At 62.8% G+C, this 26366-nt stretch carries 23 protein-coding genes; 17 read left to right on the forward strand and 6 right to left on the reverse strand.

What is annotated here, in order from left to right; genetic code table 11:
• The first annotated feature begins 281 nt into the window (after window positions 1–281).
• Window positions 282–1103: an invasion associated locus B family protein gene (locus tag AB8A27_RS09900; protein WP_441241749.1), complete on the forward strand. Its 822-nt coding sequence runs from the start codon at window positions 282–284 to the stop codon at window positions 1101–1103.
• 203 nt (window positions 1104–1306) lie between these two features.
• Here the strand turns inward: AB8A27_RS09900 and hspQ are convergent, their stop codons facing one another.
• Complete coding sequence (gene hspQ, locus AB8A27_RS09905) at window positions 1307–1639, reverse strand: heat shock protein HspQ (protein ID WP_441241750.1); 333 nt, start codon at window positions 1637–1639, stop codon at window positions 1307–1309.
• 121 nt (window positions 1640–1760) lie between these two features.
• Here hspQ and AB8A27_RS09910 point away from each other — a divergent pair, with 121 nt between their 5' ends.
• A complete protein-coding gene (locus tag AB8A27_RS09910) occupies window positions 1761–2714 on the forward strand; it encodes an AEC family transporter (protein WP_115028726.1) in 954 nt (317 codons plus the stop codon).
• Between the two features lie 14 nt (window positions 2715–2728).
• Here AB8A27_RS09910 and AB8A27_RS09915 read toward each other — a convergent pair whose 3' ends face one another.
• A complete protein-coding gene (locus tag AB8A27_RS09915) occupies window positions 2729–3931 on the reverse strand; it encodes a UbiH/UbiF family hydroxylase (RefSeq protein ID WP_441241751.1) in 1203 nt (400 codons plus the stop codon).
• A 136-nt stretch (window positions 3932–4067) separates the two neighbouring features.
• Between AB8A27_RS09915 and pcsA the strand changes: the two genes are divergently transcribed.
• Genes pcsA through AB8A27_RS09930 form a run of 3 tightly spaced genes read left to right on the forward strand, consistent with a single transcriptional unit; the run spans window position 4068 to window position 6567 of the window.
• Window positions 4068–4802: a phosphatidylcholine synthase gene (gene pcsA, locus AB8A27_RS09920; protein WP_441241752.1), complete on the forward strand. Its 735-nt coding sequence runs from the start codon at window positions 4068–4070 to the stop codon at window positions 4800–4802.
• Entirely contained in the window at window positions 4799–5536 is a 738-nt protein-coding gene (locus AB8A27_RS09925) for a TerC family protein (protein ID WP_441241753.1), read from the forward strand. Before pcsA ends, AB8A27_RS09925 begins: the two co-directional genes overlap by 4 nt.
• Window positions 5537–5592: 56 nt before the next feature.
• The gene (locus tag AB8A27_RS09930; protein ID WP_441241754.1) at window positions 5593–6567 is read left to right on the forward strand and encodes a quinone oxidoreductase family protein; all 975 of its coding nucleotides are present in this window, start codon (window positions 5593–5595) and stop codon (window positions 6565–6567) included.
• 217 nt (window positions 6568–6784) lie between these two features.
• Here the strand turns inward: AB8A27_RS09930 and rimO are convergent, their stop codons facing one another.
• The 3 genes from rimO to AB8A27_RS09945 form a co-directional block, all read right to left on the reverse strand.
• On the reverse strand, window positions 6785–8107 hold the full coding sequence (gene rimO, locus AB8A27_RS09935) for a 30S ribosomal protein S12 methylthiotransferase RimO (RefSeq protein WP_441244870.1): 1323 nt from the start codon (window positions 8105–8107) through the stop codon (window positions 6785–6787).
• 155 nt (window positions 8108–8262) lie between these two features.
• On the reverse strand, window positions 8263–10002 hold the full coding sequence (locus AB8A27_RS09940) for a SulP family inorganic anion transporter (RefSeq protein ID WP_441241755.1): 1740 nt from the start codon (window positions 10000–10002) through the stop codon (window positions 8263–8265).
• A 424-nt stretch (window positions 10003–10426) separates the two neighbouring features.
• Entirely contained in the window at window positions 10427–10711 is a 285-nt protein-coding gene (locus AB8A27_RS09945) for a hypothetical protein (protein ID WP_441241756.1), read from the reverse strand.
• A gap of 191 nt (window positions 10712–10902) precedes the next feature.
• Between AB8A27_RS09945 and AB8A27_RS09950 the strand changes: the two genes are divergently transcribed.
• Window positions 10903–11493 (forward strand): ANTAR domain-containing response regulator, encoded by a 591-nt coding sequence (locus tag AB8A27_RS09950; RefSeq protein ID WP_441241757.1) that lies wholly within the window; start codon window positions 10903–10905, stop codon window positions 11491–11493.
• Entirely contained in the window at window positions 11490–12662 is a 1173-nt protein-coding gene (locus tag AB8A27_RS09955) for a CmpA/NrtA family ABC transporter substrate-binding protein (RefSeq protein WP_441241758.1), read from the forward strand. The genes AB8A27_RS09950 and AB8A27_RS09955 overlap by 4 nt, the downstream gene beginning before the upstream one ends.
• An 8-nt stretch (window positions 12663–12670) precedes the next feature.
• Here the strand turns inward: AB8A27_RS09955 and AB8A27_RS09960 are convergent, their stop codons facing one another.
• The gene (locus AB8A27_RS09960) at window positions 12671–13372 is read right to left on the reverse strand and encodes a phosphoadenylyl-sulfate reductase (protein WP_441241759.1); all 702 of its coding nucleotides are present in this window, start codon (window positions 13370–13372) and stop codon (window positions 12671–12673) included.
• A gap of 233 nt (window positions 13373–13605) precedes the next feature.
• Between AB8A27_RS09960 and cysD the strand changes: the two genes are divergently transcribed.
• The 10 genes from cysD to AB8A27_RS10010 all read left to right on the forward strand — a co-directional run bounded on the left by cysD (window position 13606) and on the right by AB8A27_RS10010 (window position 26366).
• Entirely contained in the window at window positions 13606–14445 is an 840-nt protein-coding gene (gene cysD, locus AB8A27_RS09965) for a sulfate adenylyltransferase subunit CysD (RefSeq protein ID WP_441241760.1), read from the forward strand.
• A 10-nt stretch (window positions 14446–14455) separates the two neighbouring features.
• Window positions 14456–16375 (forward strand): adenylyl-sulfate kinase, encoded by a 1920-nt coding sequence (gene cysC, locus AB8A27_RS09970; protein ID WP_441241761.1) that lies wholly within the window; start codon window positions 14456–14458, stop codon window positions 16373–16375.
• Window positions 16376–16849: 474 nt separating this feature from the next.
• On the forward strand, window positions 16850–18637 hold the full coding sequence (locus tag AB8A27_RS09975) for a NirA family protein (protein ID WP_441241762.1): 1788 nt from the start codon (window positions 16850–16852) through the stop codon (window positions 18635–18637).
• Window positions 18634–20235, forward strand: a complete 1602-nt coding sequence (locus AB8A27_RS09980; RefSeq protein ID WP_441241763.1) for a sulfite reductase subunit alpha — start codon at window positions 18634–18636, stop codon at window positions 20233–20235. The genes AB8A27_RS09975 and AB8A27_RS09980 overlap by 4 nt, the downstream gene beginning before the upstream one ends.
• A 463-nt stretch (window positions 20236–20698) precedes the next feature.
• Complete coding sequence (locus AB8A27_RS09985; RefSeq protein ID WP_441241764.1) at window positions 20699–21796, forward strand: ABC transporter substrate-binding protein; 1098 nt, start codon at window positions 20699–20701, stop codon at window positions 21794–21796.
• A complete protein-coding gene (locus tag AB8A27_RS09990) occupies window positions 21774–22814 on the forward strand; it encodes an ABC transporter permease (protein ID WP_441241765.1) in 1041 nt (346 codons plus the stop codon). Before AB8A27_RS09985 ends, AB8A27_RS09990 begins: the two co-directional genes overlap by 23 nt.
• Window positions 22808–23599: an ABC transporter ATP-binding protein gene (locus AB8A27_RS09995; protein WP_441241766.1), complete on the forward strand. Its 792-nt coding sequence runs from the start codon at window positions 22808–22810 to the stop codon at window positions 23597–23599. The genes AB8A27_RS09990 and AB8A27_RS09995 overlap by 7 nt, the downstream gene beginning before the upstream one ends.
• A gap of 116 nt (window positions 23600–23715) precedes the next feature.
• Window positions 23716–24672: an ABC transporter substrate-binding protein gene (locus tag AB8A27_RS10000; RefSeq protein ID WP_441241767.1), complete on the forward strand. Its 957-nt coding sequence runs from the start codon at window positions 23716–23718 to the stop codon at window positions 24670–24672.
• Window positions 24673–24781: 109 nt separating this feature from the next.
• The gene (locus tag AB8A27_RS10005; protein WP_441244871.1) at window positions 24782–25564 is read left to right on the forward strand and encodes an ABC transporter permease; all 783 of its coding nucleotides are present in this window, start codon (window positions 24782–24784) and stop codon (window positions 25562–25564) included.
• Entirely contained in the window at window positions 25557–26366 is an 810-nt protein-coding gene (locus AB8A27_RS10010; protein ID WP_441241768.1) for an ABC transporter ATP-binding protein, read from the forward strand. Before AB8A27_RS10005 ends, AB8A27_RS10010 begins: the two co-directional genes overlap by 8 nt.

Here is a 26366-nt window from a genome sequence, read left to right on the forward strand (position 1 = left end):
TTGGACCAGGTCGAAAGACCCTGTGCATCTGCGCGATTTGATTCGGTTGATTTCACAGAGGAACTTTACCATGGCTCCCCGCCCGGAACCTGTGCCATGCATCAAATAGGGCTGGTGCCATTGATCTTTTCGTCCGCCGCTGTATTGAAAGCGGACAATTGACGAGGGCGGCGCGGCCTGTCACGTAACGGCCGTAATTGGCACCGAGACACCCGCCAACGGGTGACTGTCAGCGCCGCCTCAGGGATATGAGCGCTTCCGTTCAGAAAGGGTTTTCCGCAATGAATTTCCGTCTCTTGGCTGCGTCGGTTCTGCCGCGCGGGCGGGGCTTCGCGCTTCTGGCGGCGACGGCCTTGACCGCCACGATGATCGCTCCGGTTGCGCATGCGCAGGCTCCTGCGCCCGGTGCCCCGGCTGCGGCGCCAAAGGCTGCGGCCCCGGCTCCCAAGGCTGCCCCGAAGGCCGCTCCGAAGGCTGCTGCTCCGGCCGCTCCCGCTGCCCAGGCGCCAGCCGCAGGCGCGCCGCCGGCCGATCAGCAGGTTCAGCTGATCTATGCGCCCTGGACCAAGTTCTGCCTCAAGGGCCAGGACGCCAATGCCAAGCAGGTCTGCTTCACCGGCAAGGACGGCCGCATCGAGTCGGGCCAGCCCGTCATCGCTGCCGTCATCATCGAGCCGGAAGGCGAACCGAAGAAGATCCTGCGCGTGACGCTGCCGCTCGGCATGCAGCTCGTGCACGGCACCCGCGTGATCGTGGACAGCAATGCCCCGGCGCAGAGCCCCTATGTGATCTGCTTCGCCAACGGCTGCATGTCCGATTACGAAGTCACCCCGGAGCTCCTGGCCAATCTGAAGAAGGGCCAGAACCTGATCGTGCAGGCGATCAACTCCAACGGCGCACCGCTCACGCTGCCGCTGCCGCTGGCCGAATTCGCCAAGGCCTATGACGGCCCGCCGACCGATCCGAAGGTGTTCGAGGAAACCCAGAAGAAGCTGCAGGAAGAACTGCAGAAGCGCGCTGCGGAAGCCCGTGCCAAGCTCGAAGCCCAGCAGCCGGCAGCTGGTGCAGCACCGGCGGCTCCGGCCAATCCGGCCGCGAAGTAAGCTGATTCAAGAGACAAACGAAGAGGCGCTCAGAAATGAGCGCCTTTTTTGTTGAGTTGGACTTCGTCATTCCGGGGCGCAGGCGCGCCTTCGCGCATGCGAACCCGGAATCCCGACATGATAGTCCGAAATCGATGAACACGCCGGGATTCCGGGTTCGCTCGCAAGAGCGAGCGCCCCGGAATGACCGAGCAGATGCTCGGTCAATTCAGCGACGAATTGCGCGGGCGGTAGCTGCCGGACTTGTCCTTGATGAAGATCTCGGCGACCTGGGAGTGCCGGATCGGCTCGCCGGATTCATCGGGGAGCAGGTTCTGCTCGGAGACGTAAGCGACGTATTCCGACTCAGAATTCTCGGCCAGCAGGTGGTAAAATGGCTGGTCCTTGTTCGGACGGACGTCTTCGGGGATCGACAGCCACCATTCTTCGGTGTTGTTGAATTCCGGATCGATGTCGAACACCACCCCCCGGAACGAAAAGATCCGGTGGCGGACGATCTGTCCAATCTGGAATTTGGCGGTCCGCGCTTTGATCATTCTGGTCGAATAGACCAGGATTGTGGCCGATGCTAGAGGCAAACGACGGATTTAAGACAGCCGGACGCCGCTCCCCGATATCCCGCCCCACGGGCCAAGAACCAAGAAAAACACGCCTGACATGATGGACGTCCTCAATCTTGCACTGCCGTATTTCGGGCTGATTTTCATCGGTTTCGCCTGCGGCAAGGTCAAGAACCTGCCCGAAACGGGCCTCGCCTGGATGAATTTCTTCCTTCTCTACGTGTCGCTGCCGGCCTTGTTCTTCCGCATCATGGCCAAGACGCCGTTCGAGGAACTGAACAATCTGCCCTTCGTGATCGGCACCACGCTGGCGACCGCAACGGCATTCTTCCTGTCGGTCGGCACCGGTAAATTCCTCGGCCGGCTGACCATGCGCGAGGCCGGGATGGCTGGGCTCGCCGGCGGCTACGGCAATATCGGCTATATGGGCCCGGGGCTGGCGCTGGCTGTGCTCGGCCCCAAGGCGGCAGTGCCGACCGCGCTGGTGTTCTGTTTCGACAGCATCTTCCTGTTCTCGATCGCACCGCTGATGATGGCGCTGACCTCGGCCGACAAGCGGCCGCTGCTGCCGACGATCTTCATCGTCATCAAGCATATCGTGCTGCATCCGCTGATCGTCGCAGCCTATCTCGGCGCCTTCGTCGCGGCGTTTCACATCCAGATGCCGGTCGCGGTCGACGGCATGCTGCTGTTCCTGCAGAATTCGGCGGCACCCGTCGCATTGTTCGCACTCGGCGTCACGGTCGCGCTGCGGCCGCTGGGGCGGGTGCCATGGGAAATCCCGGGCCTGATCTTCATCAAGCTGCTGTTGCATCCCTTGATCGTGTTCGGCCTGATGCTGTTGCTCGGACCATTCCCGCCGCTCTGGGCCGCGACTGCCGTGCTGCTCGCGTCATTGCCGCCGGCGCTGAATGTGTTCGTGATCGCGCGGCAATACGATAGCTGGGTCGAACCGGCTTCCGTCGCGGTGCTGCTCGGCACCTTCGTGTCCGTGCTGACGCTGACCTCGGTGATGTATTTCCTGAAGACCGGCCAGATCGCGTTTCCGTAGGACGCGCGAGATCTCTAGGAAGCACTCTTGCGCCACGATGGCGACAGGCCCTCGCGCATCGCAAGACGGCGCAGCGGCCCTATGGACCCCATGGCATGCATGCCGGCTGCGCGGATCAGCTGCATCGGCAGGAGATCGCTGAGCAGCGAACGGTTGGCCATGTCGATGGCGAAGGTACGCGAGGAGATGTCGCTGCGCCTGATCTTCTCGAAGCGCGTCAGCACCGGCGCTGCGCCGATATCTGCGCCATTCATGCCGGCATCGCGGACGATATCGGCGATATCGCCGGCGTCGCGCAGGCCAAGATTGAGACCCTGCGCGCCAATCGGGGGCACCACATGGGCGGCTTCGCCGACCAGCACGATGCGGTTCTTCGCCAGCTGTGCGGGCTGCTCGATCGCCAGCGGGAACGTGTGTCGACCCGGCTCGACCTGAACCCGGCCGAGGATGGAATGCGATTGTTTCTCGGCGGCGTCCGACAGTGCCTCATCGCTCAATGCCATCAGGCGCTCGGCATCACGGGGCTTGTTGACCCAGACGATGCTGGAGCGATTGCCGGGCAGGGGCACGAACACGCAGGGACCGGCGGGGGTGTGAAACTCCGTCGACATGTTCTTGTGCGGCCGGCTATGCGCGATGTTGAAGGTGACGGCCGTCTGCTCAAGTGCGCGTCGCTTGACTGAAATGCCCGCGGCTTCGCGGCACAAGGACTGGCGGCCATCGGCGCCAACGATCAGCCGCGCCGCCAGGACCTGGCCTTGCCGCGTGCACACCTGAACCTGCATTTCGTCCGGCGTGACCGTATCGGCCTCGTCATCGATGCGAATGAGATTGGTCAATTCCGCGGCGCGCGCTTCGAGCGCGATCATCAATTCGCGGTTCTCGATATTGTAGCCGAAGGTCTCGAGGCCGATCTCGCTGCAGACGAATTTGACTTCGGGCGCGCGGATAAGCCGATTGGTGTCGTCCACCAGCCGCATGGTCGTCAGCGCGGCCGCCTTGTCGGCGCAGCGGCGCCAGACGTCGAGGTTTTCCAGAAATGCGACGGAGCCGCCCAGCAGCGCGGTGGTGCGGTTGTCACCGTAGGGGACGCGGCGGGCGACGAGGGCGGTACGGGCGCCGGTCTCGGCCAGCGCAAGGGCCGCAGCAAGGCCGGCAGGGCCGCCGCCGACCACGGCGGCATCATAGGGGAAGGTGGAAGCAGAGGTCTCGATCATGGCCGGACCATCGGCCTTTGGCCCGGCATTTTCAAGCCGTTACGCGTCGCGGAATCGTTCCCGCGTCATCGGGCGGCCGAAGGCCGCATCGGCGCCTGTGCAAATCGGGCGGATTCCTGCTAGCAATTCCTGGCATATGACCGCTTCGAGTCCGGACCAACTCCCGTCGTCGTCACGATCCGCGCGCGCGGCGGCGTTCTCGGTTCACATCTTCACGGCGCTCGGTGCCGGTGTGGCACTCATCGCCATGATGAGCGCCGTGCGCGGCGAATGGGCTGTGATGTTCGGATGGCTCGGTCTGGCGCTGATCATCGACGGGCTCGATGGTCCGATCGCCAGATACTTCGACGTCGGCCGGGTGCTGCCGGATTGGTCGGGCGATGCGCTCGATTTCGTGGTCGACTTCCTCACTTACGTTTTCGTGCCGGCCTATGCGATTGCGGCGTCGGGTCTGTTGGTGCCGTGGACTGCGGTGCTGCTCGGCGCCGGTATCGTCGTCACCAGCGCATTATACTTTGCCGACAAGCGCATGAAGACCGACGACAACCACTTTCGCGGCTTTCCGGCGCTATGGAACGGGGCGGCGTTCTATCTGTTCCTGCTGCAACCATCACCCGTCATCGCGAGCCTTGCGATGCTGGCGCTGATCATCCTGACCTTTGTGCCGGTGCATGTGCTGCATCCGGTTCGCGTGACGCGTCTGCGCCGGTTGAACCTGTCGCTGATGGCGATCTGGGCGGTGCTGGCCGTCATCACGCTGATACAGAACTTCGCTGTTGCCTTGCCTGTTACGGTCGCGCTCTGCGCGATCGCTTTTTACATTGTCTGCGGTGACGCCGTCATCCGCCTCATGGGGCCCTCCAGATCATGATCGAACTGTTTTCCAGCCCCGAAGCCTGGGCCGCGCTCCTGACGCTGACTGCGCTCGAAATCGTACTCGGTATCGACAATGTGATTTTCCTGTCGGTGCTGGTGTCGCGGCTGCCGGAGCCGCTGGCAACGCGCGCACGCCAGATCGGTCTCGCGCTGGCGCTGGTGTTCCGCATCCTGCTGCTCAGCGTTCTTGTCTGGCTGATCGGGCTGACCGAACCGGTGATCGCGGTGAAGAGCTTCGCATTCTCCTGGCGCGATCTCATCCTGATCGGCGGCGGTCTGTTCCTCATCGCCAAGGCAACGCACGAGATTCATGCCGAGGTCGAGGCGCGCGAGGGAGGCGGCGACGAGAAGCCGGCGCCGAACGCCTTTGCCCTGGTCATCCTGCAGGTTGTCATCGTTGATCTCGTTTTCTCGCTCGACTCCATCATCACCGCCATCGGCATGGCGCAGGACATCGAGATCATGGTGGCCGCCGTGATCATCGCCTGTGCGGTGATGTATGTATCGTCCGGACCGGTGGCGCGCTTCGTGGCGCATTATCCGACCACCAAGATGCTGGCGCTGGCCTTCCTGGTGCTGATCGGCGTCTCGCTGATGGCGGATGGATTCAAATTCCATATTCCGCGCGGCTACATCTATTTCGCCATCCTGTTTTCGGCGGCGGTCGAGCTGTTCAATGTGATGGCGAAGCGCAACCGCCGAAAGCGGGCCCAGACGGGCACAGGTTGACATCACGCGAGTGTTGGTTATCGCTTCAGGCCAAAGTCATTCAGGGAGATTGAACGATGACCAAAGCCGTCCGCGTCCATGAGCTTGGTGGGCCCGAAGTGCTCACTTATGAAGACGTGCAGGTCCCGGCACCGGCCGCCGGCGAGGTGCGCATCCGCCAGCATGCCATCGGCGTCAATTTCATCGACACCTACTTCCGCAGCGGTCTCTACAAGGCGCCGCAGCTGCCGTTCATCGCCGGCAACGAAGCCTCGGGCGAAGTGGTCGAGGTCGGTCCGGGCGTCACCGGCTTTCATCCCGGTGATCGCGTCGCCTATTATTCGGCCCTCGGCAGCTATGCGGCAGAGCGCGTGTTTGCCGCCGACCGGCTGGTGAAACTGCCCGATCGCATCACCCACGAGCAGGGTGCCGTGCTGATGCTGAAGGGCCTCACGGTCTGGTATCTGCTGCACAAGACTTTCAAGGTCGAACCGCATCACCGCGTGTTGATCCATGCCGCAGCGGGCGGCATCGGTCTGCTCGCCTGCCAGTGGGCCAAGGCCATGGGCGCGCATGTGATCGGCACCGTCGGTTCGAAGGAGAAGGGCGAGCTGGCGCTGGCCAATGGCTGCGATCACGTCATCTATTACAACGAAGAAAACTTCGTCGATCGCGTGAAGCAGATCAGCCGTAACGAACTCTGCGACGTGGTCTATGACGGCGTCGGCAAGACGACCTATCCGGGCTCGCTGTCATGCCTGAAGCCGCGTGGCATGTGGGTGTCGTTCGGCAATGCCTCCGGCCCTGTGCCGCCATTCGCAATCGCCGAACTCAACAATCACGGCTCGCTGTTTGCGACGCGTCCCAAGCTGAACGACTACGTCGCCAAGCGCTCTGAATTGCTGGAAGGCGCCGACACGCTGTTCTCGGCCGTGATCGATGGCAAGCTGCATGTGCCGATCAATCACGCTTATGCGCTGAAGGATGCGGCCAAGGCGCATGTGGACCTGGAAGCACGCAAGACCACAGGCGCGGTGATCTTGAAGGTGTGATCTTTCTTCTCCCTCCCTCAAGCGCAGCAAAGCTGCGCGCAGCGGGGAGGGTGGCGCGATGCGAGCGTTCAGCGAGCATCGTGACGGGTGGGGTGGTGCCACAGACTCTACGTCACGTGGGGCACCCCCACCCCGGCCTGTCGGCCGACCCATGGCGGACGAATTCGTCCGCCAGACCCCACAAGGGGGAGGGATTCAGCAGACGCCGGCGTTCTAACTAAAACCCCGCCACCGTCCCGTGCAGATCATACGCATCCGAGCGTTCGATCTTCGCCGTTACGATCTCGCCGACCTTCAGCTGACGACGTGCTGACACGTAGACCGTACCGTCGATCTGCGGAGCGTCCGCCTTCGAACGCCCCTTGGACACGGTCGGGCCGACTTCGTCGATGATGATCTGCTGCCGCGTGCCGACTTTGCGCTTCAGGCGGCGCGCCGAGATTTTCTGCTGACGCTCCATCAGCGCATTCCAGCGCTGCTGCTTGATTTCTTCAGGCACCGCACCCGCGATGGCGTTGGAGGTCGCGCCCGCCACGGACTCGTATTTGAACGCGCCGACACGGTCGATCTGCGCTTCTTCCAGCCAGTCGAGCAGATACTGGAAATCGCTCTCGGTCTCGCCGGGGAAGCCGACGATGAAGGTCGAGCGCAATGTCAGATCGGGACATTGCTCGCGCCACATCTTGATGCGGGCGAGCGTCTTGTCCTGCGCGGCCGGGCGCTTCATCGCCTTCAATACGTCCGGCGCCGCGTGCTGAAACGGGATGTCGAGATAGGGCAGCACATTGCTGCCGGCATTCATCAACCCGATGACTTCGTCGACATGCGGATACGGGTAAACATATTGCAGCCGCACCCAGGCGCCGAGTTCGCCCAATTCCTTGGCGAGATCGTAGAACTTGGCGCGGACCTCGCGGTCCTTCCACGGGCTGCTGGCGTATTTGATATCGACGCCGTAGGCCGAGGTGTCCTGTGACACGACCAGCAACTCCTTGACGCCGGCCTTTACCAGTTTCTCGGCCTCTAACAGCACTTCCTTGGCCGGGCGCGAGACGAGATCGCCGCGCAGCTTCGGAATGATGCAGAAGGTGCAGCGGTTGTTGCAGCCTTCGGAAATCTTCAGATAGGCGTAGTGCCGCGGCGTCAGCTTGATGCCCTGCGGCGGCACGAGATCGATATGCGGATTATGCACCGGCGGCAGCGCGCGATGCACGGCGTCGAGCACGCTCTCATATTGCTGCGGCCCGGTGATCGACAGCACATTGGGATAGGCCGCCTCGATCTGCTCGGGCTCGGCGCCCATGCAGCCGGTGACGATGACCTTGCCGTTCTGCGCCATGGCTTCGCCGATGGCGCCCAGCGACTCCGCCTTGGCGCTGTCGAGGAAGCCGCAGGTGTTGACGATGACGACGTCGGCGCCGTCGTGCTTGCGGGCGAGTTCGTAGCCTTCGGCCCGCAGGCGCGTAATGATCCGCTCGGAATCCACCAAAGCCTTGGGGCATCCGAGCGATGTGAATGATATACGCGGCGCTCGTTCCATGTACTGGCCTGAAACCTTCATCTGAATTGTCGGGATTTGCTATCCAAGTAATTGATCTGACGGAAAAATTCAACCGTTACCCGTGTTCCCGCGATGGTAAAGCGAGACGGGGGGATATTGGGCGATGGGCCAAAAGCGGATGATCAGGGCGTGATTTAACCCGGAATGTCATCCGTTGGCCCTTTGTTGTGGTCCTCCCAGTCCTCCCACGCGACATTATGGGTTGCCAGGAAGCTGGAAACGGCTGCGCCAATGGTTGGAAAGAAATATTTCTCGCCAAGCAGAGTGAACAGGCCAAATCGCTTCAGCTTGTCCTTCACGGGATCCTTGAGCTCGGCAAAACAAAGCTCGATACCCTTTGCCTGCAACGTCTGGTCCAATTCGCCGATGAAATCGGCGGCGGTGACGTCCACGCTGGTGACCGGCTCCGCCGCAACCACCAGCCAGCGTACGGGCGTCGGCGATTTCGCCACGGCATCCAGAGCGCGCTCCTTGAAGAATTCGGCGTTGGCGAAGAACAGAGGTGCATCCCATCGAAACAGGACCAGCCCGGGAATCAGGCGGGCATCCGGATATCTTGTGATGTCGTGGTAGCCTTTGACGCCGTGGGCGCGGCCCAGTACCGCGGAGTGCGGGCGCCAGCCGTCCCATAGAAACTCGATGATGGCGATGGCAATGGCCAAACCTATTCCTGGAATGACCCCAAGCACCGCCACGCCAATAAAGCAGACGATCGACAGCCAAAACTCCCACTGCTGAATCCGGTAGATGCGTTTGAGGTCGGTCACCTCGATCAGCCCGATCGCGGAGGCGATGACGACAGCGGCCAGGGCGGCGGTGGGCAGGTGCTCGAGCAGGTTTGGCGCCGCGAGCAGCAGCAAGGCGATCACCAACGCGCCAACGACGCTGGTGAGTTGGGTGCGGGCGCCGGCAGCTTCTGCAACAGGCGTGCGCGAACTGCTGCTGCTGATCGGGAAACCCTGAAAGAAACCGGTCGCCAGGTTGGCTGCGCCAAGCCCCACCATCTCCTGGTTGGGATCGACCGGCGTACCCAATCGTGCCGCATAGGAGCGCGACAGCACGCTGGTGTCGGCAAACGACACCAGCGCAATTGCGGTGCCACCGATCAACACCGGCAGTATGTCGCTATAGCCGATCAGCGGAACGGCAAAACCGGGCAATCCCTGCGGAAGAGGACCGAGAACCTGCACGCCATAGCGGGCAAGATTGAGTGCACCGACCACAGCGGTCGCCGCGACCACCGCAACCAGAATGCCCGGCAGCCATTTGTGGTTCTTGAGAAGCAGGATGACCGTTAGCGTGCCGAGCCCGATCGCCAATGCCACCAGGTTTGTTCTTCCTTCGAGGATTGCGCTGGCGATAGCCCACAAGTTTCGCAGGGGTCCGTCGCTCTCGATAGAGAAGCCGAAAAGCTTTGGCAGCTGGCTGATCAAGACGGTCAGCGCAATTCCGTTCATGTAGCCGTAGCGTATTGGCTTGGAGAGGAGCTCAGTTACAAAACCCAGGCGCGCGATGCCCGCCAGAATGCATACTGTGCCCGAAACGATTGCCATCATGCCGGCCAGCGTTACGACGCGAAGGGGATCGCCCCCGGACAGCGGGGCGACAACGCCGAGGATGACGGCTGCCAAAGCCGAATCCGGTCCCAGGACGAGGATGCGACTTGGGCCGAACACGGCATAGATCAGGAGCGGTACGATCGTTGCGTACAGACCGTGGATGCCCGGCAAGCCCGACGCCACCGCATAGGCAATTCCGACCGGAACCAGCATTGTCGCGAGGACGAACCCGGCGACGATGTCGCGCGGAAGCCATGCCGCCTCATATTGGCGGAGAGTGCGAACCCCCGGCAGCCAATGGATCCAATGCTTCATTGGGCGGACGCTCCCGAGCCCGCAAACCCTGTTGGGCTTGCCTGCCGCATGCAATGCCTTGGCCGCGATTGGCGCGGTTGGACCTCACCACAAGTTATTATGTCTTTGGCGAACTGAACAGCGACACCGCGCCATATCCCGTTTGGGCGCGATCTGTAAGGCGCGGATTGCGCACGTGCGTTCTGCATCCCGAAAGCCGATATCTCGTCTTGACGCGTGCTCGCACGAATTGACGGGTGATAGTCCGGATGACAGCGGCCTTCGGGCGGCATTTTCTTTGGGTGTGGGCTGTTCAAATCTACACGCGCTGTCTCGCGGGCGTCCCGGTGACACGCAGGAGAGAGATGCGTGGGTGCGATCCTCTAGGAAAGAGCCTATATACGCCGATTAAAGTACGGCGGGACGCGAACTCGGTTTGGACGACCTACGTCGCGGTGTTGGAACGAAGCCTGTGCGCATCGACAGCGCTCGTTCCCAAATGTCTGACAAACACCGCCTTGAGTAGACTGACTTCAGAAGCACTTAGTTGCTCGGGAGTGAGACCTTCCGCAATGATAAGCCATTGGACGAAATCTTCCGCCGTAACGTGTCCGGTTTCTGGAATGAAGTCGGAGACGTGCAGCGGCTTTCCATTCTCGATGTGGCCGCACCAACCTAGTTTTGCGCAGAATTCATGCATCATCCCGTCGAACGCATTAGGCCGTCCCATCCACGCTCCTGCTAGTTTTCAGCTCAATGATCCAATTCTGCTGTCTTAAGCGTTCGCGTCAGCCCAGCGGCCTGTTGCATGTTCGATCTGCCTGATTGAGAGGCAGCAGGTAGTCCCATTTGCTCATAAATACAAGGCTTTAAGCCGCGCGCGGGCGTGCTATGGATAGTCCGCATCCATGTGAGTGCCCGATGCCTGCCGACCAGTCGCCGAAAATTGTCATTGTCGACGAAAGCCCGATCAGGGCTGCGATCCTTGAGGAAGGGTTGCGGGAGGCTGGCTATACCGATGTCCAGCATATCCGGGAGATGCAGAATCTGCTGGCCCGGATCTATGCGCTCGATCCGGACGTGATCGTCATCGATCTCGAAAACCCCAGCCGCGACGTGCTGGAGCAAATGTTCCAGGTCTCGCGCGCGGTGCGCCGGCCGGTCGCCATGTTCGTCGACCAGAGCGACGCCGAGTCGGCGCGGGCTTCGGTCGACGCCGGGGTATCCTCATACATTGTCGACGGGCTGAAGAAGGAGAGGATCAAGCCGATCCTCGATCTCTGCATCTCCCGTTTCAATGCCTTCTCCAAACTGCAGGACGAGCTTGAGCGCACCAAGTCGGCGTTGGAGGAGCGCAAGATCATCGACCGCGCCAAGGGCATCGTGATGAAGCTCAAGGGCCTCAATGAAGAAGAGGCTTACGTATTGCTGCGATCCACGGCGATGCGTGAAAAGAAGAAAATCGGCGAGATCGCGCAGTCGATCATCACCGCAGCGGAGTTGCTGAAATGATCGATCAACCGTTTCGTGTCGGGTTCATCCCGCTGGTCGATGCCGCTGCCTTGATGGTCGCGGTCGACAAGGGATTCACGAAGGCCGAGGGGCTGAACGTCGAACTGGTCCGCGAAGTGTCGTGGTCGAATGTCCGCGACAAGCTGAATATCGGGTTGTTCGATGCTGCGCATCTGCTGGCGCCCGTTGCCATCGCGTCCAGCCTCGGGCTCGGCCACGTGAAGGTGCCGATCGTGGCGTCGTTCAATCTCGGCATCAATGGCAATGCCATCACGGTGTCGCCGGCGCTACACGCGGCGCTGATGTCGGAACTCGACGGTGACCCGACCGATCCAATGGCCACCGCACAGGCGCTGCGGCGCGTCGTCGTCGCGCGTGCTCGCGCTGGCGCCGATCCGCTGACCTTCGGCATGACGTTCCCGTTCTCGACGCACAATTACCAGCTCCGTTTCTGGATGGCGGCCGGCGGCGTCGATCCCGATGAGGATGTCCGCCTCGTGGTGCTGCCGCCGCCTTACATGGTCGAAAGCCTTGCCAACGGTCACGTCGATGCGTTCTGTGTCGGCGCTCCCTGGAATTCTGTCGCGGTCGATCTCGGCGTCGGCCACATTCTGCATTTCGTCTCCGACATCCTGCTGCGCGCTGCCGAGAAGGTGCTGGCGATGAGGCAGAACTGGGCGGAGAAGAATCCGGATACCGTGGCGGCGCTGACGCGGGCGCATGTGAAGGCCGCGGCCTTCATCGAAGCGCCGGAGAACCGCGACGAGATTGCGGCGATCCTCGCCAAGCCCCAACATATCGGCGTCTCGCCGGAAGTCCTGCTGCGGACGCTGGATGGCCGGCTGAAGATTTCGCCCGATGGCACGATGCGCGAGAGCGGGCGCTATCTGCTGGTCGGCCGCGAAGGAGCCGGGCGTCCCGATCCCGTTCAGGCCGCCTGGCTCTATGCCCAGATGGTGCGCTGGGGGCAGGCCGCAATCAGCCCGGAGGCACTGAAGATCGCACAGGACGTGTTCCGCCCCGATCTCTACGATGCCGCGCTCGGTATCGCCGGCAGTGCTCCGACTGATGTGCCTGACGCGGTTGGCGCGTTTGCCGGACCGCCGTTCGATCCCGCCAACATCGCTGCCCATCTCGCGGCGTTCGAAATCGCGCATATGAAGTCGTAGCGGCGGCGTCAGTTCGCCGATTTGTGGATGCCGCATTCGGTCTTGGCGCGGCCGCGCCAGCGGCCGGCGCGCGGGTCTTCGCCGGGCGCGGTGCGGGTGGTGCAGGGCATGCAGCCGACCGACGCAAATCCTGAGGCCACAAGCGGATGCGGCGGCAGCTTCGCCGATGCGTAGATCAGCCCGATCTCGTCCGGCGTGACATTGGCGAATGGATTGAATTTCAGCTTCCCGCCATCGGTTTCGACGACAGGAATGGCCGCGCGCGACGCGCCCTGAAATCGCTTGCGGCCGTTGATCCATGCGCTGAACGGCGCCAGTGCCTGGGCCAGCGGTTCGACCTTCCTGATCCGGCAGCAGGTGTCGGGATCTGACGACCACAGGTCTCCGTCGGCGTCGTCAGCGGCAAGCACTTCTGCTGCGGGACGGATCGTCCGTACATCGCGCAGGCCCAGCGTCAGGATCAGCTGGTCGCGATAGTCGAGTGTCTCCCTGAACAACCAGCCGGTGTCGAGAAACAGCACGGGGATAGCGGGATCGACATCGGCCATGATCTTCAGCAACGCCGCGGACTCCGTACCAAACGACGAGACCAGCGCGAGTTCGTCGCGGCCCACGACATCAAGCGCGGCAGCAATGACCTCGGCGGGGGAGGCGGATTGCAGTGCCTGATCGTATTGGACAGCACTTGCGACGGCTCCGGGCGACAACATCACAAACTCCTCAGCAACATCCAGCTTGACTGGAATAGAATTCTATATATCAGTTGTTTGTCGCCATTTAATAGAAAAATATTCTTTCTATTTGAGAAGCGCAGCGTGGATTTTTTGACCCCATAAATCGAGTTCCAGAGATGCACTTTCTCCCGAGCGTATCCGCTTCGTGAGCAACGGCGAATCTCACGGCGGTTTTGAGGACCTAGGTTCGGAAGACTCGGAGAAGGCGTATGACGTCGACCAATCTCGAACGCGTCCGATCGGATGTCGTATCGATGGACCACCTCGATCAACTGGAAGCACAGAGCATTTACATCCTGCGCGAGGGCTTCGCACGGCTGAAGAAACTGGCCCTGCTGTGGTCGCTCGGCAAGGATTCCAACGTGATGATCTGGCTGGCGCGCAAGGCGTTCTTCGGCCACGTGCCGTTCCCCGCGCTGCATGTCGATACCGGCAAGAAGTTTCCGGAGATGTACGCATTCCGCGATCACTATTCGAAAGAGTGGGGACTCGACCTCACCATCGAATATTGCCCGCCGATCGATAGCGTCGATCCGACACTGCCGCCGGCGGCGCGTTCGGCGGCGCGCAAGACCGAAGGTCTCAAGCTTGCGCTGGCGAAGCACGGCTTCGACGGATTGATCGCCGGTATTCGGCGCGACGAAGAGGCGACCCGCGCCAAGGAGCGCGTGTTCTCGCCGCGCGGCGTCGAGGGCGGATGGGATGTGCGCGACCAGCCGCCGGAATTCTGGGATCAGTTCAACGCCTCGCCGCCGCCCGGTGCGCATCTGCGCATTCATCCGATCCTGCATTGGACCGAAGCCGACATCTGGGCCTACACGGCGCGCGAGAACATCCCGATCATCCCGCTGTATCTGGCCAAGGACGGCAAGCGCTACCGCTCGCTGGGCGATGCCGACATCACCAATCCGGTCGCGTCCACCGCCAGCACGATTGCCGAAATCATGGTCGAGCTCGACGGCACCAAGATTCCCGAACGCGCCGGCCGTGCGCTCGATCATGAGACCGAAGATGCTTTCGAGCGACTGCGCGTCGCCGGCTATCTGTAGAGGTGATGCGATGACCAAGATCGTCAATCTGAGCTCGCTCGCGACGCCTGTCGGCACCACGCGCCCGCAACTGCGCATCGTCATCGTCGGCCATGTGGATCACGGCAAGTCGACGCTTGTCGGCCGGCTGCTGCATGAGACCGGTGGTTTGCCGGATGGCAAGCTGGAGATGCTGAAGGCCGTTAGTGCGCGGCGCGGCATGCCGTTCGAATGGTCGTTCCTGCTCGATGCGCTGCAGACCGAGCGCGATCAGGGCATCACCATCGATACCACCCAGATCCGCTTTCGCACGCCGTCGCGCGATGTCGTCCTGATCGATGCGCCCGGTCACGCCGAATTTCTCCGCAACATGATCACCGGCGCGTCGCAGGCCGACGCTGCCGTGCTGATCGTCGATGCGCTGGAAGGCGTTCGCGACCAGACCCGGCGCCACGCTTATCTGCTGCATCTGCTGGGCGTGAAGCAGGTCGCCGTTGTGGTCAACAAAATGGACCGCGTTGATTTCAGCGCCGCGCGCTTCCAGGCCATCAGCGATGAGATCTCGGCACATCTGATCGAGCTCGGCGTCGCGCCTGTCGCGGTGATCCCGATCTCGGCACGGGACGGCGATGGCGTTGCTGCGCGGACCGATCGCATCGGCTGGTATAGCGGGCCGACGGTCGTCGCAGCCCTGGATGAGATGACGCCGGCGACGGCGCTCGACGATCTGCCGCTGCGGCTGCCGGTGCAGGCGATCTACAAGTTTGACGATCGGCGCATTGTCGCCGGGCGCATTGAGGCCGGTCATCTGGCTGTCGGTGACGACGTCGTGATCATGCCTGCCGGCAAGGTCGCGAAGATCAAGAGCGTGGAGCGCTGGTCCGCGACACCGCTCGCGGGCGAGCACGGGGCAGGGCGATCGATCGGTATCACGCTCGACCGCGAACTGTTTGTCGAGCGCGGCGACGTGATCGCGCATGCGGGCGCGGTGCCGTCGGATACGCGGCGGCTGCGGGCGCGGATCTTCTGGCTGCATGACCAGCCGCTGACAGCGGGATCGTCGATCCTGCTGCGGCTCGGCGTGCGCGAAGTGCGCGGCCGGGTGGTTGCGATCGAAAAGGCGATTGATCCCGGTGAACTCGCCAGTGTCCAGACCCAGCAGATCGCCCGCAATCATGTCGGTGAAATCGAGATCGCGCTGTCGCAGCCGGTCGCCGCTGATCGCTATGTCGACAATCCGCGCACCGGACGTCTCGTGATCGAGGTCGGCGGCCGGATCGCCGGTGGCGGTCTTGTGCTATCCGTCGATGCTGACCAACGCGCGGTATCGTCGGACATCGTGCCGGTGCAGTCAGCACTGCAGCCTGAGGAACGTTCGGCGCGCTATCGCCATCAGGGCGCGGTGGTGTGGTTCACGGGATTGCCGGGATCGGGCAAGTCGACGCTGGCGCGGGCGCTGGAGCACCGTCTGTTCGCCAAAGGCGGTTCGCCGATCCTGCTCGACGGCGACACACTGCGCGCCGGACTCAATCGCGACCTCGGCTTCTCCGCCGCCGATCGCAGCGAGAATGTCCGGCGGCTAGCAGAGATGGCCGGCCATCTCGCCCGCAATGGCCATATCGCCATCGTCGCGGCTGTCTCGCCCTCGCGCGGCGACCGCGCCGAGGCCCGCAGCGCGGTCGATACTGCATTTCGCGAGATCTATGTCGCGACTCCGGCGGAGATCTGCGAGCAGCGCGATCCCAAGGGGCATTACGCCAAGGCCCGCGCCGGCGACCTTCCGGGCTTCACCGGTATCGCCAATGACTATCAGGCGCCTGAGACAGTCGAACTGAGGATCGACACGTCGAAGGTCGATGTGGGTCGCGCGATAGATGGCATCGAGGACATGTTGCGGCAGACGAAGGTATTGGATGGGAACGCCGAACTTGCGGCGTTCGAGGCGGTGTAACGGCTCAGGCCTGCGCTCACTTTTGCACCTCATCATGAGGTCAAGGAAAGCTGGCTCGCCAGCTTTCCTCTTACTGCGGCGGCAATCCGAAAGGCCACGAGTCCGGATTGGATTGCTTCGTCGCGCGGGCTCCTCGCGACGATAACTGTTGTTGACGTACCCGCCGTCTAATTATTGAGCGTGCGGTGCACAAACGCTGGCACCGACCGAGCGGGTTCCGCCCGATCTCGATCTCAATCCCCTGATTTCCTGATGTTTTTTCCCTGATGACGGTCTGGCACGAGACTTGAATGTCTCTAGTCAACCGGCGCTCGCTGATGCTCGCCGGCCAGTCCAGATGGATTTCCGCAGCAACGAGGCTGATCGGATCATTCCCAGAATTCAAGCCGGCGCCAAACGCCGACCTGAGCCTGCGTGGTCCGCAATCCTTATCCCCGTTGAAGCCACGTTGTGGCCGCAGGAGCTTCGTCCCGCATGAAAATCGAAACGCTCTCCATCGACTTTACCGACGAACAGAAGCGTTACCTCGAAGGCTTTTCGACGGGGCTGCAGATCAGCCGCGTCGGCAAGGGTCTCGGCGGCGGCGCGTCAGCCAAGGCCAATGCGGAGTCGACCGGACCGGATGCGCCGCATATCAAGGCGCAGGATCGCACCATCGCTTCGGGCAAGAAACTGGCCGAGCAGGAGAAGTGGAAGCGCGAGGAGCACCCGTTCGACGCCTATCCGCGGCTGCGCGATCAGGCCGCAATCGATGCACGGCCGTCGCCGGCCGATAATTTCCGCTGGCGCTATTACGGCATCTTCTATGTCGGGCCCACGCAGGACTCCTATATGTGCCGGCTTCGGATCCCGAACGGCATCATGAAGCACTGGCAGCTTGCGGGTCTTGCCGATCTCAGTGACGAGTTGTGCGGCCCGTTCTCGCATGTGACCACGCGCGCCAATCTTCAGGTGCGTGAGATTCCGCCGAAAAATGCCGTGAAGCTGATCGAGGGTATCCAGGATCTCGGTCTGTGCTCACGCGGCTCCGGGGCCGACAACATCCGCAACGTCACCGGCACGCCGACCGCCGGCATCGACCCGCAGGAACTGCTGGACACCCGGCCCTATGCGCGCGAGTGGCACTATCACATCCTCAATGACCGCTCGCTTTACGGCCTGCCGCGCAAGTTCAACGTCGCCTTCGACGGCGCCGGCAAGATCGCCGTGCTGGAGGACACCAACGACATCGCCTTCCAGGCAGTCGAGGTGAAGGATGGCTTCGGCGTCGCGCCCGGCGTCTGGTTCAAGCTCGGCATCGGCGGCATCACCGGCCACAAGGATTTCGCCGCCGATACCGGCATCATCGTGAAGCCGGAGGACGCCACCCGGGTCTCCGACGCCATCGTGCGGGTCTTCATCGATCTCGGCGATCGCACCAACCGCCTCAAGGCGCGGCTGAAATACGTGATCGACGGCATGGGCATGGACAAGTTCCTCACCCTGGTCGAGGAGAAGCTCGGCGCGCCGTTTACCCGCGTTCCGGCGGAAGCGTTGCTGCCGCGCCCGGGCTTCGACCGCACGGCGCATATCGGCGTGCACAGACAGAAGCAGGACGGCCTGAACTGGATTGGCATCGTGTTGCCGCTCGGCAAGGTGACGACCGATCAGATGCGGGGGCTTTCGAAGATCGCTTCTGATCTGGGCGACGGCGATATCCGCCTCACGGTGTGGCAGAACCTGCTCATCCCCGGCGTGAAAGACGCCGATGTCGCGCTGGCGACTGCGGCCATCGAAGCGCTCGGCCTTGCGATCAAGACGACCGAGATCCGCGCCGGCCTGATCGCCTGCACCGGCCGCGCCGGTTGCAAGTTCGGCAATGCGGATACCAAACGCACGGCAACGAACATTGCCGAATGGTGCGATACTCGCGTCGAGGTCGATACGCCGGTCAATATCCATCTCACCGGCTGCCATCATTCCTGCGCGCAGCATTACATCAGCGACATCGGCATGATCGGCGCGCGCGTGGCGCTGGATGACAGCGACGACACCGTGGACGGCTTCCACATCTTCACCGGCGGCGGCTTTGGCCCGCAGGCCGATGTCGGGCAGGAACTCTATCAGAACGTGAAGTCCGAGGACGTGCCTGTCGTCGTCGAGCGGCTGCTGAAAGCCTATCTCGCCCACCGCGCGTCGCCCGACGAGACCTTCCTCACTTTCTCGCGCCGTCACGACGCGGCTGCGTTGCGCAAGCTCGCTGATGAACAGGTGTCCGCATGAACCAGATGACGCCACCGCCCAAACTCGAGATCATTCCTGCGTCTGCGCCGTTCTCGGAAGCGCAACGCTCCTGGCTGAACGGTTTCTTCGCCGGCCTGCTGTCCGATGCGCCGGCAACGCCGCTGTCTGCAGAGCAGGGCGCCGCGATCATGGAGGAGGACGATGGCGCGCCGTGGCACGACCAGACCATGCCGATCGCCGATCGCATGAAGCTTGCCGAAGGCAAGCCGGTCCGCCGCAAGATGATGGCAGCGATGGCGCAGCAGGATTGCGGCCAGTGCGGCTATAACTGCAACGACTATTCCGACGCGATTGCCTCCAGGGCCGAAGCGCGGCTGAATCTGTGCGTCCCCGGCGGCAAGGAAACCGCACGGATGCTGAAGTCGCTCTATGAGGAGCTCGACAAGGCACCGGCCGGTGCTGCGGCGGCAGCGGCGCCTGCCGCAGCTGAGCTGGTCGAGGTTGCCGCGCCCGATCCGTCGACGCTCGGCCGCTCACGCGACAATCCCGCACCCGCCGTGTTTCTCGGCCGCCGCCTGCTCAATGGCAAAGGCTCCGAGAAGGAGACCTGGCATATCGATTTCGATCTGTCGGGCTGCGGACTCGATTACGTCGTCGGCGACAGTTTCGGCATCTTTGCGTCAAACGATCTCGGCCATGTCGACCAGATCATCGCGCTGCTCGGCGCGTCGCATACGACGGACGTGCGCGGCAAGACGCTGCGCGAGGTGCTGCAATACGACGTCTCGCTGGCCCCGGCACCGGACTCGCTGTTCGAGCTGATGTCCTATCTCACCGGCGGGACGCAGCGCGCCAAGGCACGCGCATTGGCGCAGGGCGAGGACCCCGATGGCGATGCCGCGACGCTCGACGTGATGGCGGCGTTGCAGAAATTCTCGCGCGTGCGTCCGCATCCGGAAGCTTTCATCGAGGCACTGGAGCCGCTGCAGCCGCGGCTTTACTCGATCTCGTCATCGCACAATGCGACGCCCGGCAAACTTTCGCTGACGGTCGACGTCGTTCGTTACATGGTCGGCAAACGCAAGCGCCATGGTCTGGCCTCGAGCTTTCTGGCCGATCGCATCCAGCCCGGCGACGAGCTCAAGGTCTATGTCCAGAAGGCGCATGGTTTTGCGCTGCCGGAAAATCCGGAGACGCCGATCATCATGGTGGGGCCGGGTACGGGCATCGCGCCGTTCAGGGCGTTCCTGCACGACCGCAAGGCGACCAAGGCGCCGGGCAAGAACTGGCTGTTCTTCGGCCATCAGCGCAGCGGGTCGGATTTCTTCTATGCCGACGAACTCAACGGCATGAAGAGCGAAGGCTTCCTCACGCGGCTGTCGCTCGCCTGGTCGCGTGATGCCGGTGAGAAGTTCTATGTGCAGGATCGCATGCGCGAGGTCGGCCGCGACGTCTGGACCTGGCTCGCCGAAGGCGCCCATGTCTATGTCTGCGGCGATGCCAAGCGCATGGCCAAGGATGTGGAGCGGGCTCTGGTCGACATCGCCGCCCAGCATGGCGCGCGATCGATCGATGAGGCCGTGATGTTCGTCAGCGAGCTGAAGAAAAAGGGACGATTTCAGCTCGACGTGTACTAGGCGGCTGTCCACGCGAAAGCGGCAGGGTGGCACGCGTAGTCTGATAATTGAACTCGGTCATGGCCGGGCTTGTCCCGGCCATCCACGTTTTGGCCACACAAACAGAAGGCGTGGATGCCCGGGACAAGCCCGGGCATGACGGCGTGGGGGCGGGCGACATCGAGAACGAAGCCGCTGTCAGCAAGCTCTCATATAGAACAGATCTTCGGCGCGAATTGTAGTTATCTCTGCGAGCGCTCGTCAGCGAAGATAATCTCTCCAACTTCCGCGACATTCAAAATTCCATTTCATTGACCCTGCGCATCGCGCTGCGCATCCTCGCACCATTGAAATCACAGGGGCGGGAGTCGTCGGACTCTCACGGCTGAGCTTCCACTCAACACATTGACCATCGCATCAGCGCGAGCCGCAACACCATGCGTTGCGGCCATGGGCAGCGCTGTGCCGATCGCAAGGAGACAAGATGTCGAATGATGATCACAACCGCAAGCCGCTGATGGATCGCCGGTCGCTGCTGCGCGGCGGCGCTGCGGCCGCATTGGCGGCGCCACTCGGCGTATGGGGCGCGCAGGCCTTTCCGTTCCGGCAGGCGTCACCCATCGATTTCTCGGAGTTTCCGATCTGCAGGACCGCATCGGAGGCGCCAGCACTCACCGGCGCCCCGCGAAAATTGAAGCTCTCCTGGAATGCCGGCGCGGTCTGCCTCGCGCCGTTGCCGGTTGCGATCGATCATGGCTTCTTCCAGAAGCAGAACCTTGACGTCGAGCTGGTGAACTATAGCGGCTCGACTGACCAGCTTCTCGAAGCCATTGCCACCGGAAAATCCGATGCGGGCCTGGGCATGGCGCTGCGCTGGCTGAAGCCGCTGGAGCAGGGCTTCGACGTCAAGATCGTCGCCGGCACCCATGGCGGCTGCCTGCGCGCGCTGGCGCCGGTGAAATCGGAGGTTAAGAGCGTTGCGGATTTCAAGGGCAAGACCATCGCGGTCGGCGATATGGCCGGGCCTGACAAGAACTTCTTCTCGATCCAGCTCGCCAAGGCCGGCCTCAATCCGGACAAGGACGTCGAGTGGCGGCAATATCCCGGCAACCTCGTGCGGCTCGCCGTGGAGAAGGGCGAGGCACAGATCGGACTGGCATCCGATCCGCTGGCCTATCTCTGGCTCAAGGATGGCGAGCTGAAGGAAGTCGGCTCCAATCTCGACGGCCCCTACAAGGATATCAGCTGCTGCATCGTCGGCGTGCGTGGCAGCCTGTTGCGTGACGATCCACTGGTCGCGCGCGGCCTGACGCAGGCGCTGCTCGATGCAGCGATGTTCGTATCGCAGAATCCCGAGAAGGCTGCGAAGTCGTTCCAGCCTTACGCACCAAAGAATGCCACCGTCGAGGATCTGCTGGGCATGGTGAAGTACCACACCCATCATCATCACCCCGTGGGCGATGCGCTGAAGCGCGAGCTGAAATCCTACGCCGACGATCTCAAGACGGTCTCGGTGTTCAAGCCGTCAACCGACACCACCAAATTCGCGGAGCGCATCTATGCCGACGTATTCCGCGTCTGAGATCGCATCGCTTGGCGGTGACCGCGAGACCGCGCTGATTGCTGGCGATAGCGGACTTCAATTCGTCAGCAGGCTTCGTTTCAGCATCACAGGGATCGGGGCAGGGCTTGCCTGGCTGGCCTTCGGCCTGTCGTGCCTGCGATGGCCGGATATCGGCGACTGGCCACGCACCGAGGCAGTGGCCTATACGGCATTCGCGATTGCTGGCGGCATCGCGATTGCAACCACGGCGCAGGCAGCGCTCGGCAAATTCGGCGATGGCGTGCAGCGGCGCGCGCCATGGCTGCTTGCCTTGGGAGTGTTCCTGACGCTGTGGGAGCTTTCCACGGCAAAATTCGGCTGGTTGCCGTTGCCGTTCTTTCCGCCGCCGCAGTCGATCGTTGAGGTCTATACCGACGATCTGCCGAAACTGCTCGACAGCGCCTTCGCCTCGGTGAAGCTGCAGCTCGGCGGCTATTTCATCGGCGCGGTCGTGGGCTTCCTCACCGGCGTCTCCATCGGCTGGTCGCGGCTCGCGGGCTATTGGGTGCATCCGATCCTGCGCTTCATCGGACCGTTGCCGGCGACGGCGTGGCTCCCGATTGCGTTCTTCACGTTCCCGTCGGCCTGGAGCGCCAGCACGTTCCTGATCGCGCTGGCCACCGGTTTTCCGGTGACGGTTCTGACCTGGTCGGGTGTGGCCAGCGTCAGCAGTGCCTATTACGACGTCGCGCGAACGCTTGGCGCCAGGCCGTCGTTTCTGGTGACCAAGGTCGCAATCCCCGCAGCCTTGCCGCACGTGTTCGTCGGCCTGTTCATGGGGCTCGGCGCGTCCTTTGCGGTGCTGGTCGTGGCCGAGATGATCGGCGTCAAGGCCGGGCTTGGCTTCTATCTGCAATGGGCGCAGGGCTGGGCGTCCTACAACAACATGTATGCGGCGCTGATCGTGATGTCGCTGCTCTGCTCCGGCGCGATCACGTTGCTGTTCAAGGTCCGCGACCGCCTGCTGGTCTGGCAGAAGGGCGTCGTCAAATGGTAGCGCTGGCAAAACCGTTTCAATCCGCAACGACCGGCGCGTCGCTCGACATCAAGGGCGTCAGCCACGCCTTCGATATCGATGGCAGCGTCTTGCCGGTACTCGACGATGTCAGCATCAGCGTTGCGCCGGGCGAGTTCGTGGCGCTGCTCGGGCCCTCCGGCTGCGGCAAGTCCACGCTGCTGCGCCTCGTGGCCGGTCTCGAGCCGCCGCGCGCCGGCACGCTGGATGAGGACGGCGTCGCCATCACCGGGCCGTATCCGTCCCGCGTCGTGGTGTTTCAGGACCCGACGCTGTTTCCGTGGCGGACTGTCTGGGACAATGTCGCGCTCGGGCTGGAAGCGCAGGGCGTCCTGAAGACGCAGCGTCACCGTGTCGATGCCGCGATCGATCTCGTCGGCCTCGGCTCCTTCCGCAAAGCCTATCCGCATCAGCTCTCGGGCGGTATGGCGCAGCGCGTCGCGCTGGCGCGGGCGCTGGTGAACGATCCGCGTATCCTCGTGCTGGACGAGCCGCTCGGCAAGCTCGACTCGCTGACACGCATCACGATGCAGGCCGAGCTGGTCTCGCTGTGGCAGCGCAACGGCTTCACGGCATTGCTGGTGACCCATGACGTGGAGGAGGCGCTGTTCCTCGCCAATCGCGTCATCGTGTTCAGCGACCGGCCGGCGCGTGTGACGGCGGACATCACGGTCGACCGGCCCTATCCGCGCCATCGCGGCGATCCCCATCTGGCCGAGTTGCGGCGACAGATACTGGGGCTGCTCGGGCTGGATGCGACGTGGTGAGCCCGTCCCGGCTATGATCCGTTGCGGGTGGGGGCATGCTCCACCGATAGCTGTATACGAGGCATGGATATTGCATTCCTTTTGGGCTGACACACGGTTCAGCCCGAGGGAATGACATGTACAGCACCAACCGACGCGATTTCATCCGCCTGACGGCCATTGCCGCGGCGCTGTCCACGACCAGCATCAAGGCATTCGCTGCCGACCGCGTGGTCAAGATCGGGACGCTGAAGCTCATTCACGGCGTCACGCCGTATTTCTACGATAAATTCGCGCCCGCCGGCATCAAGTTCGAGGTCATCCCGTTCGAGACCCCGACGGACGGCAAGAATGCCGTCGTGACCGGCACGGTCGATTTCGGCATTTTCGGTTTTGCCGCGGCGACGCTGGGCGGCGCCAATGGCGAGCCGATCGTGGTGATCGCGTCTGCCTGCAATCGCGGCATGGCCGTCGTCGCCAAGAAGGATTCCGGGATCAACACCATCAAGGACCTGAAGGGCAAGAAAGTCGCCATCCTGCCGGGCTCGACCCAGGAAGTCGTGATCCTCGATCGCCTCGCGGCTGAAGGGATGACGGTGAAGGATGTCGAGTCCGTGCGCCTGTCCTTCAGCGACATGGCGCCGGCGCTCGCCCGCGGCGATATCGACGCCTATGTGGGCGCCGAGCCCGGCCCGGGCATCAGCCTCGCCAATGGCGTCGGGCAAATCGTCGAATATCCCTACACCACGCCGACAGGTTCGCTGAACATGGTGCTGGCCACCCGCCGCGAGCTGATCGAGAAAGATCCCGAGCTGATCAAGGCGCTGCTCAAGACCCATCGTCAGGCCGCCGAATATGCCATGAAGGACCGTGAAGCCTTTATCGCGATCGCGATGCAGAAGCTCGGCCAGCAGAAGCCGTCGATCGAGAAGGCGGCGCCCAATGTGGAGCTGACCTGGAACATCGACGACCAGTTCATGAAGCAGGCGGAATATTACGGCAGCCAGATGCTGGCCAAGAAGCAGATCCGCCAGCAGCCGGACTACAAGACCTTCATCGATGCGAGCTTCGTGAAGGCACTGGCCGCCACGTGAGCGTGTCGTGAGTTTGCAAACGACGATGGGCGAGGCGTCCAGCAGGAGTGAGCTTGCTCCGGCAGCGGAGACGCCGCCGTTGCCTGCGGCCGGGAAGGGCGGGCTGGGCATGCAGCGTGTGCGCACGGTCGCGCTCGCGCTGATCGTGCCGGTTTGCCTGATGGTGATCTGGGACGTCATGGTGCGCTGGACCGGCACGCGGCTGGTGCCGTCGCCGGCCGGCGTCGCCATCATGATGTGGGACTTCGCCTTCGGCGGTATCTATGACGATGCCTATAGCGCCAGTCTGCCGATCCATTTCTGGAAAAGCGTGCAGCGTGTCTATGGCGGCTTTCTCTGCGCGGCGGCGATCGGCATTCCGCTCGGCCTGATGATCGGGCGCATGCCGTTGCTGCGCAAGCTGCTCGATCCCACGCTGTCGCTGTTGCGACCGATCCCGGTGACGGCATGGCTGCCGCTGTCGATGATCTTCTTTGGCCTCGGCCCGCGCGCGGCGATCTTCCTGGTGTTTCTCGGCGCGTTCTTCCCGATCCTGCTCAATACGGTGTTCGGCGTACGATCTGTCGATATCAGGCTGTTCGAGGCAGCCGAGATGCTTGGCTGCAGCGGCGCGCAGCAATTCCGCTCGGTCGTGCTGCCGGCGGCGCTGCCGAGCATCTTCAACGGACTGCGTCTCGGTGCGGGTTTTGCCTGGATACTGATCGTCGTCGGCGAGATGACCGGCGTGCCCGAAGGTCTCGGCGCCGTCATCATGGATGGCCGCACATTGTCGCGCACCGATCTCGTGATCACCGGCATGATCATCATCGGCATCACCGGCTTCGTGTCGGATCGCATCCTGCTGATGCTCAGCAACTACTTCCTGCGCTGGAGTCCGCAGCATCATGCTTGATCAATCCACCGGGAAAAATGCGCCTGACATTCTCGAAGTCAGCGGTGTGCAGAAGTTCTACCGGGCCTCGAATGGCCCGGTCGAGGCGCTGCGCGGCGTCAATCTCACCATCCGCAAGGGCGAGTTCGTCTGCCTGCTCGGCGCCTCCGGCTGCGGCAAGTCCACGCTGCTGCGGATCATTGCCGGCTTCGAGAAGGTGACCGAGGGCTCGGTCACCATGTATGGCTTTCCGGTCGACAAACCCGGCCCGGATCGCGGCATGGTGTTTCAGGATTACGCGCTGTTTCCGTGGCTGACGGTGCGCGACAATATCGGCTTCGGCCCCAAGCATCGTCGTCTCGCGACCAAGGTCGTGAACGAACTCACCGACAAGTTCATGACCATGGTCGGGCTGACGGCCTTTGCCGATCGCTATCCTCATCAACTCTCCGGCGGCATGAAGCAGCGTGTCGCCATCGCGCGCGTGCTGAGCAATGACACCGACGTGCTGCTGATGGACGAGCCGTTCGGCGCCCTCGATGCGTTGACCCGCAGCAAGCTGCAGGAGGAACTCGTCGAGATCTGGCGCACCACCGGCCTCACGGTGATCTTCGTGACGCATTCCGTCGAGGAGGCGGTGATGCTGGCGGATCGCGTCATTGTGATGTCGGCAGGGCCGGGCCGGATCGACTGCGAGATCGAGGTCGATCTGCCGCGCCCGCGCGACGTGGCATCGCCTGAATTCAACGCCTTGCGACGCGAGGTCACGCAGAAGCTCACGAGCCATATCGCAGGTAGCCGCGGCGTGGCGGCAGATTCCTGA

Source organism: Tardiphaga sp. 768_D3_N2_1, assembly GCF_052076105.1.
Classification (GTDB): Bacteria; Pseudomonadota; Alphaproteobacteria; order Rhizobiales; family Xanthobacteraceae; genus Tardiphaga.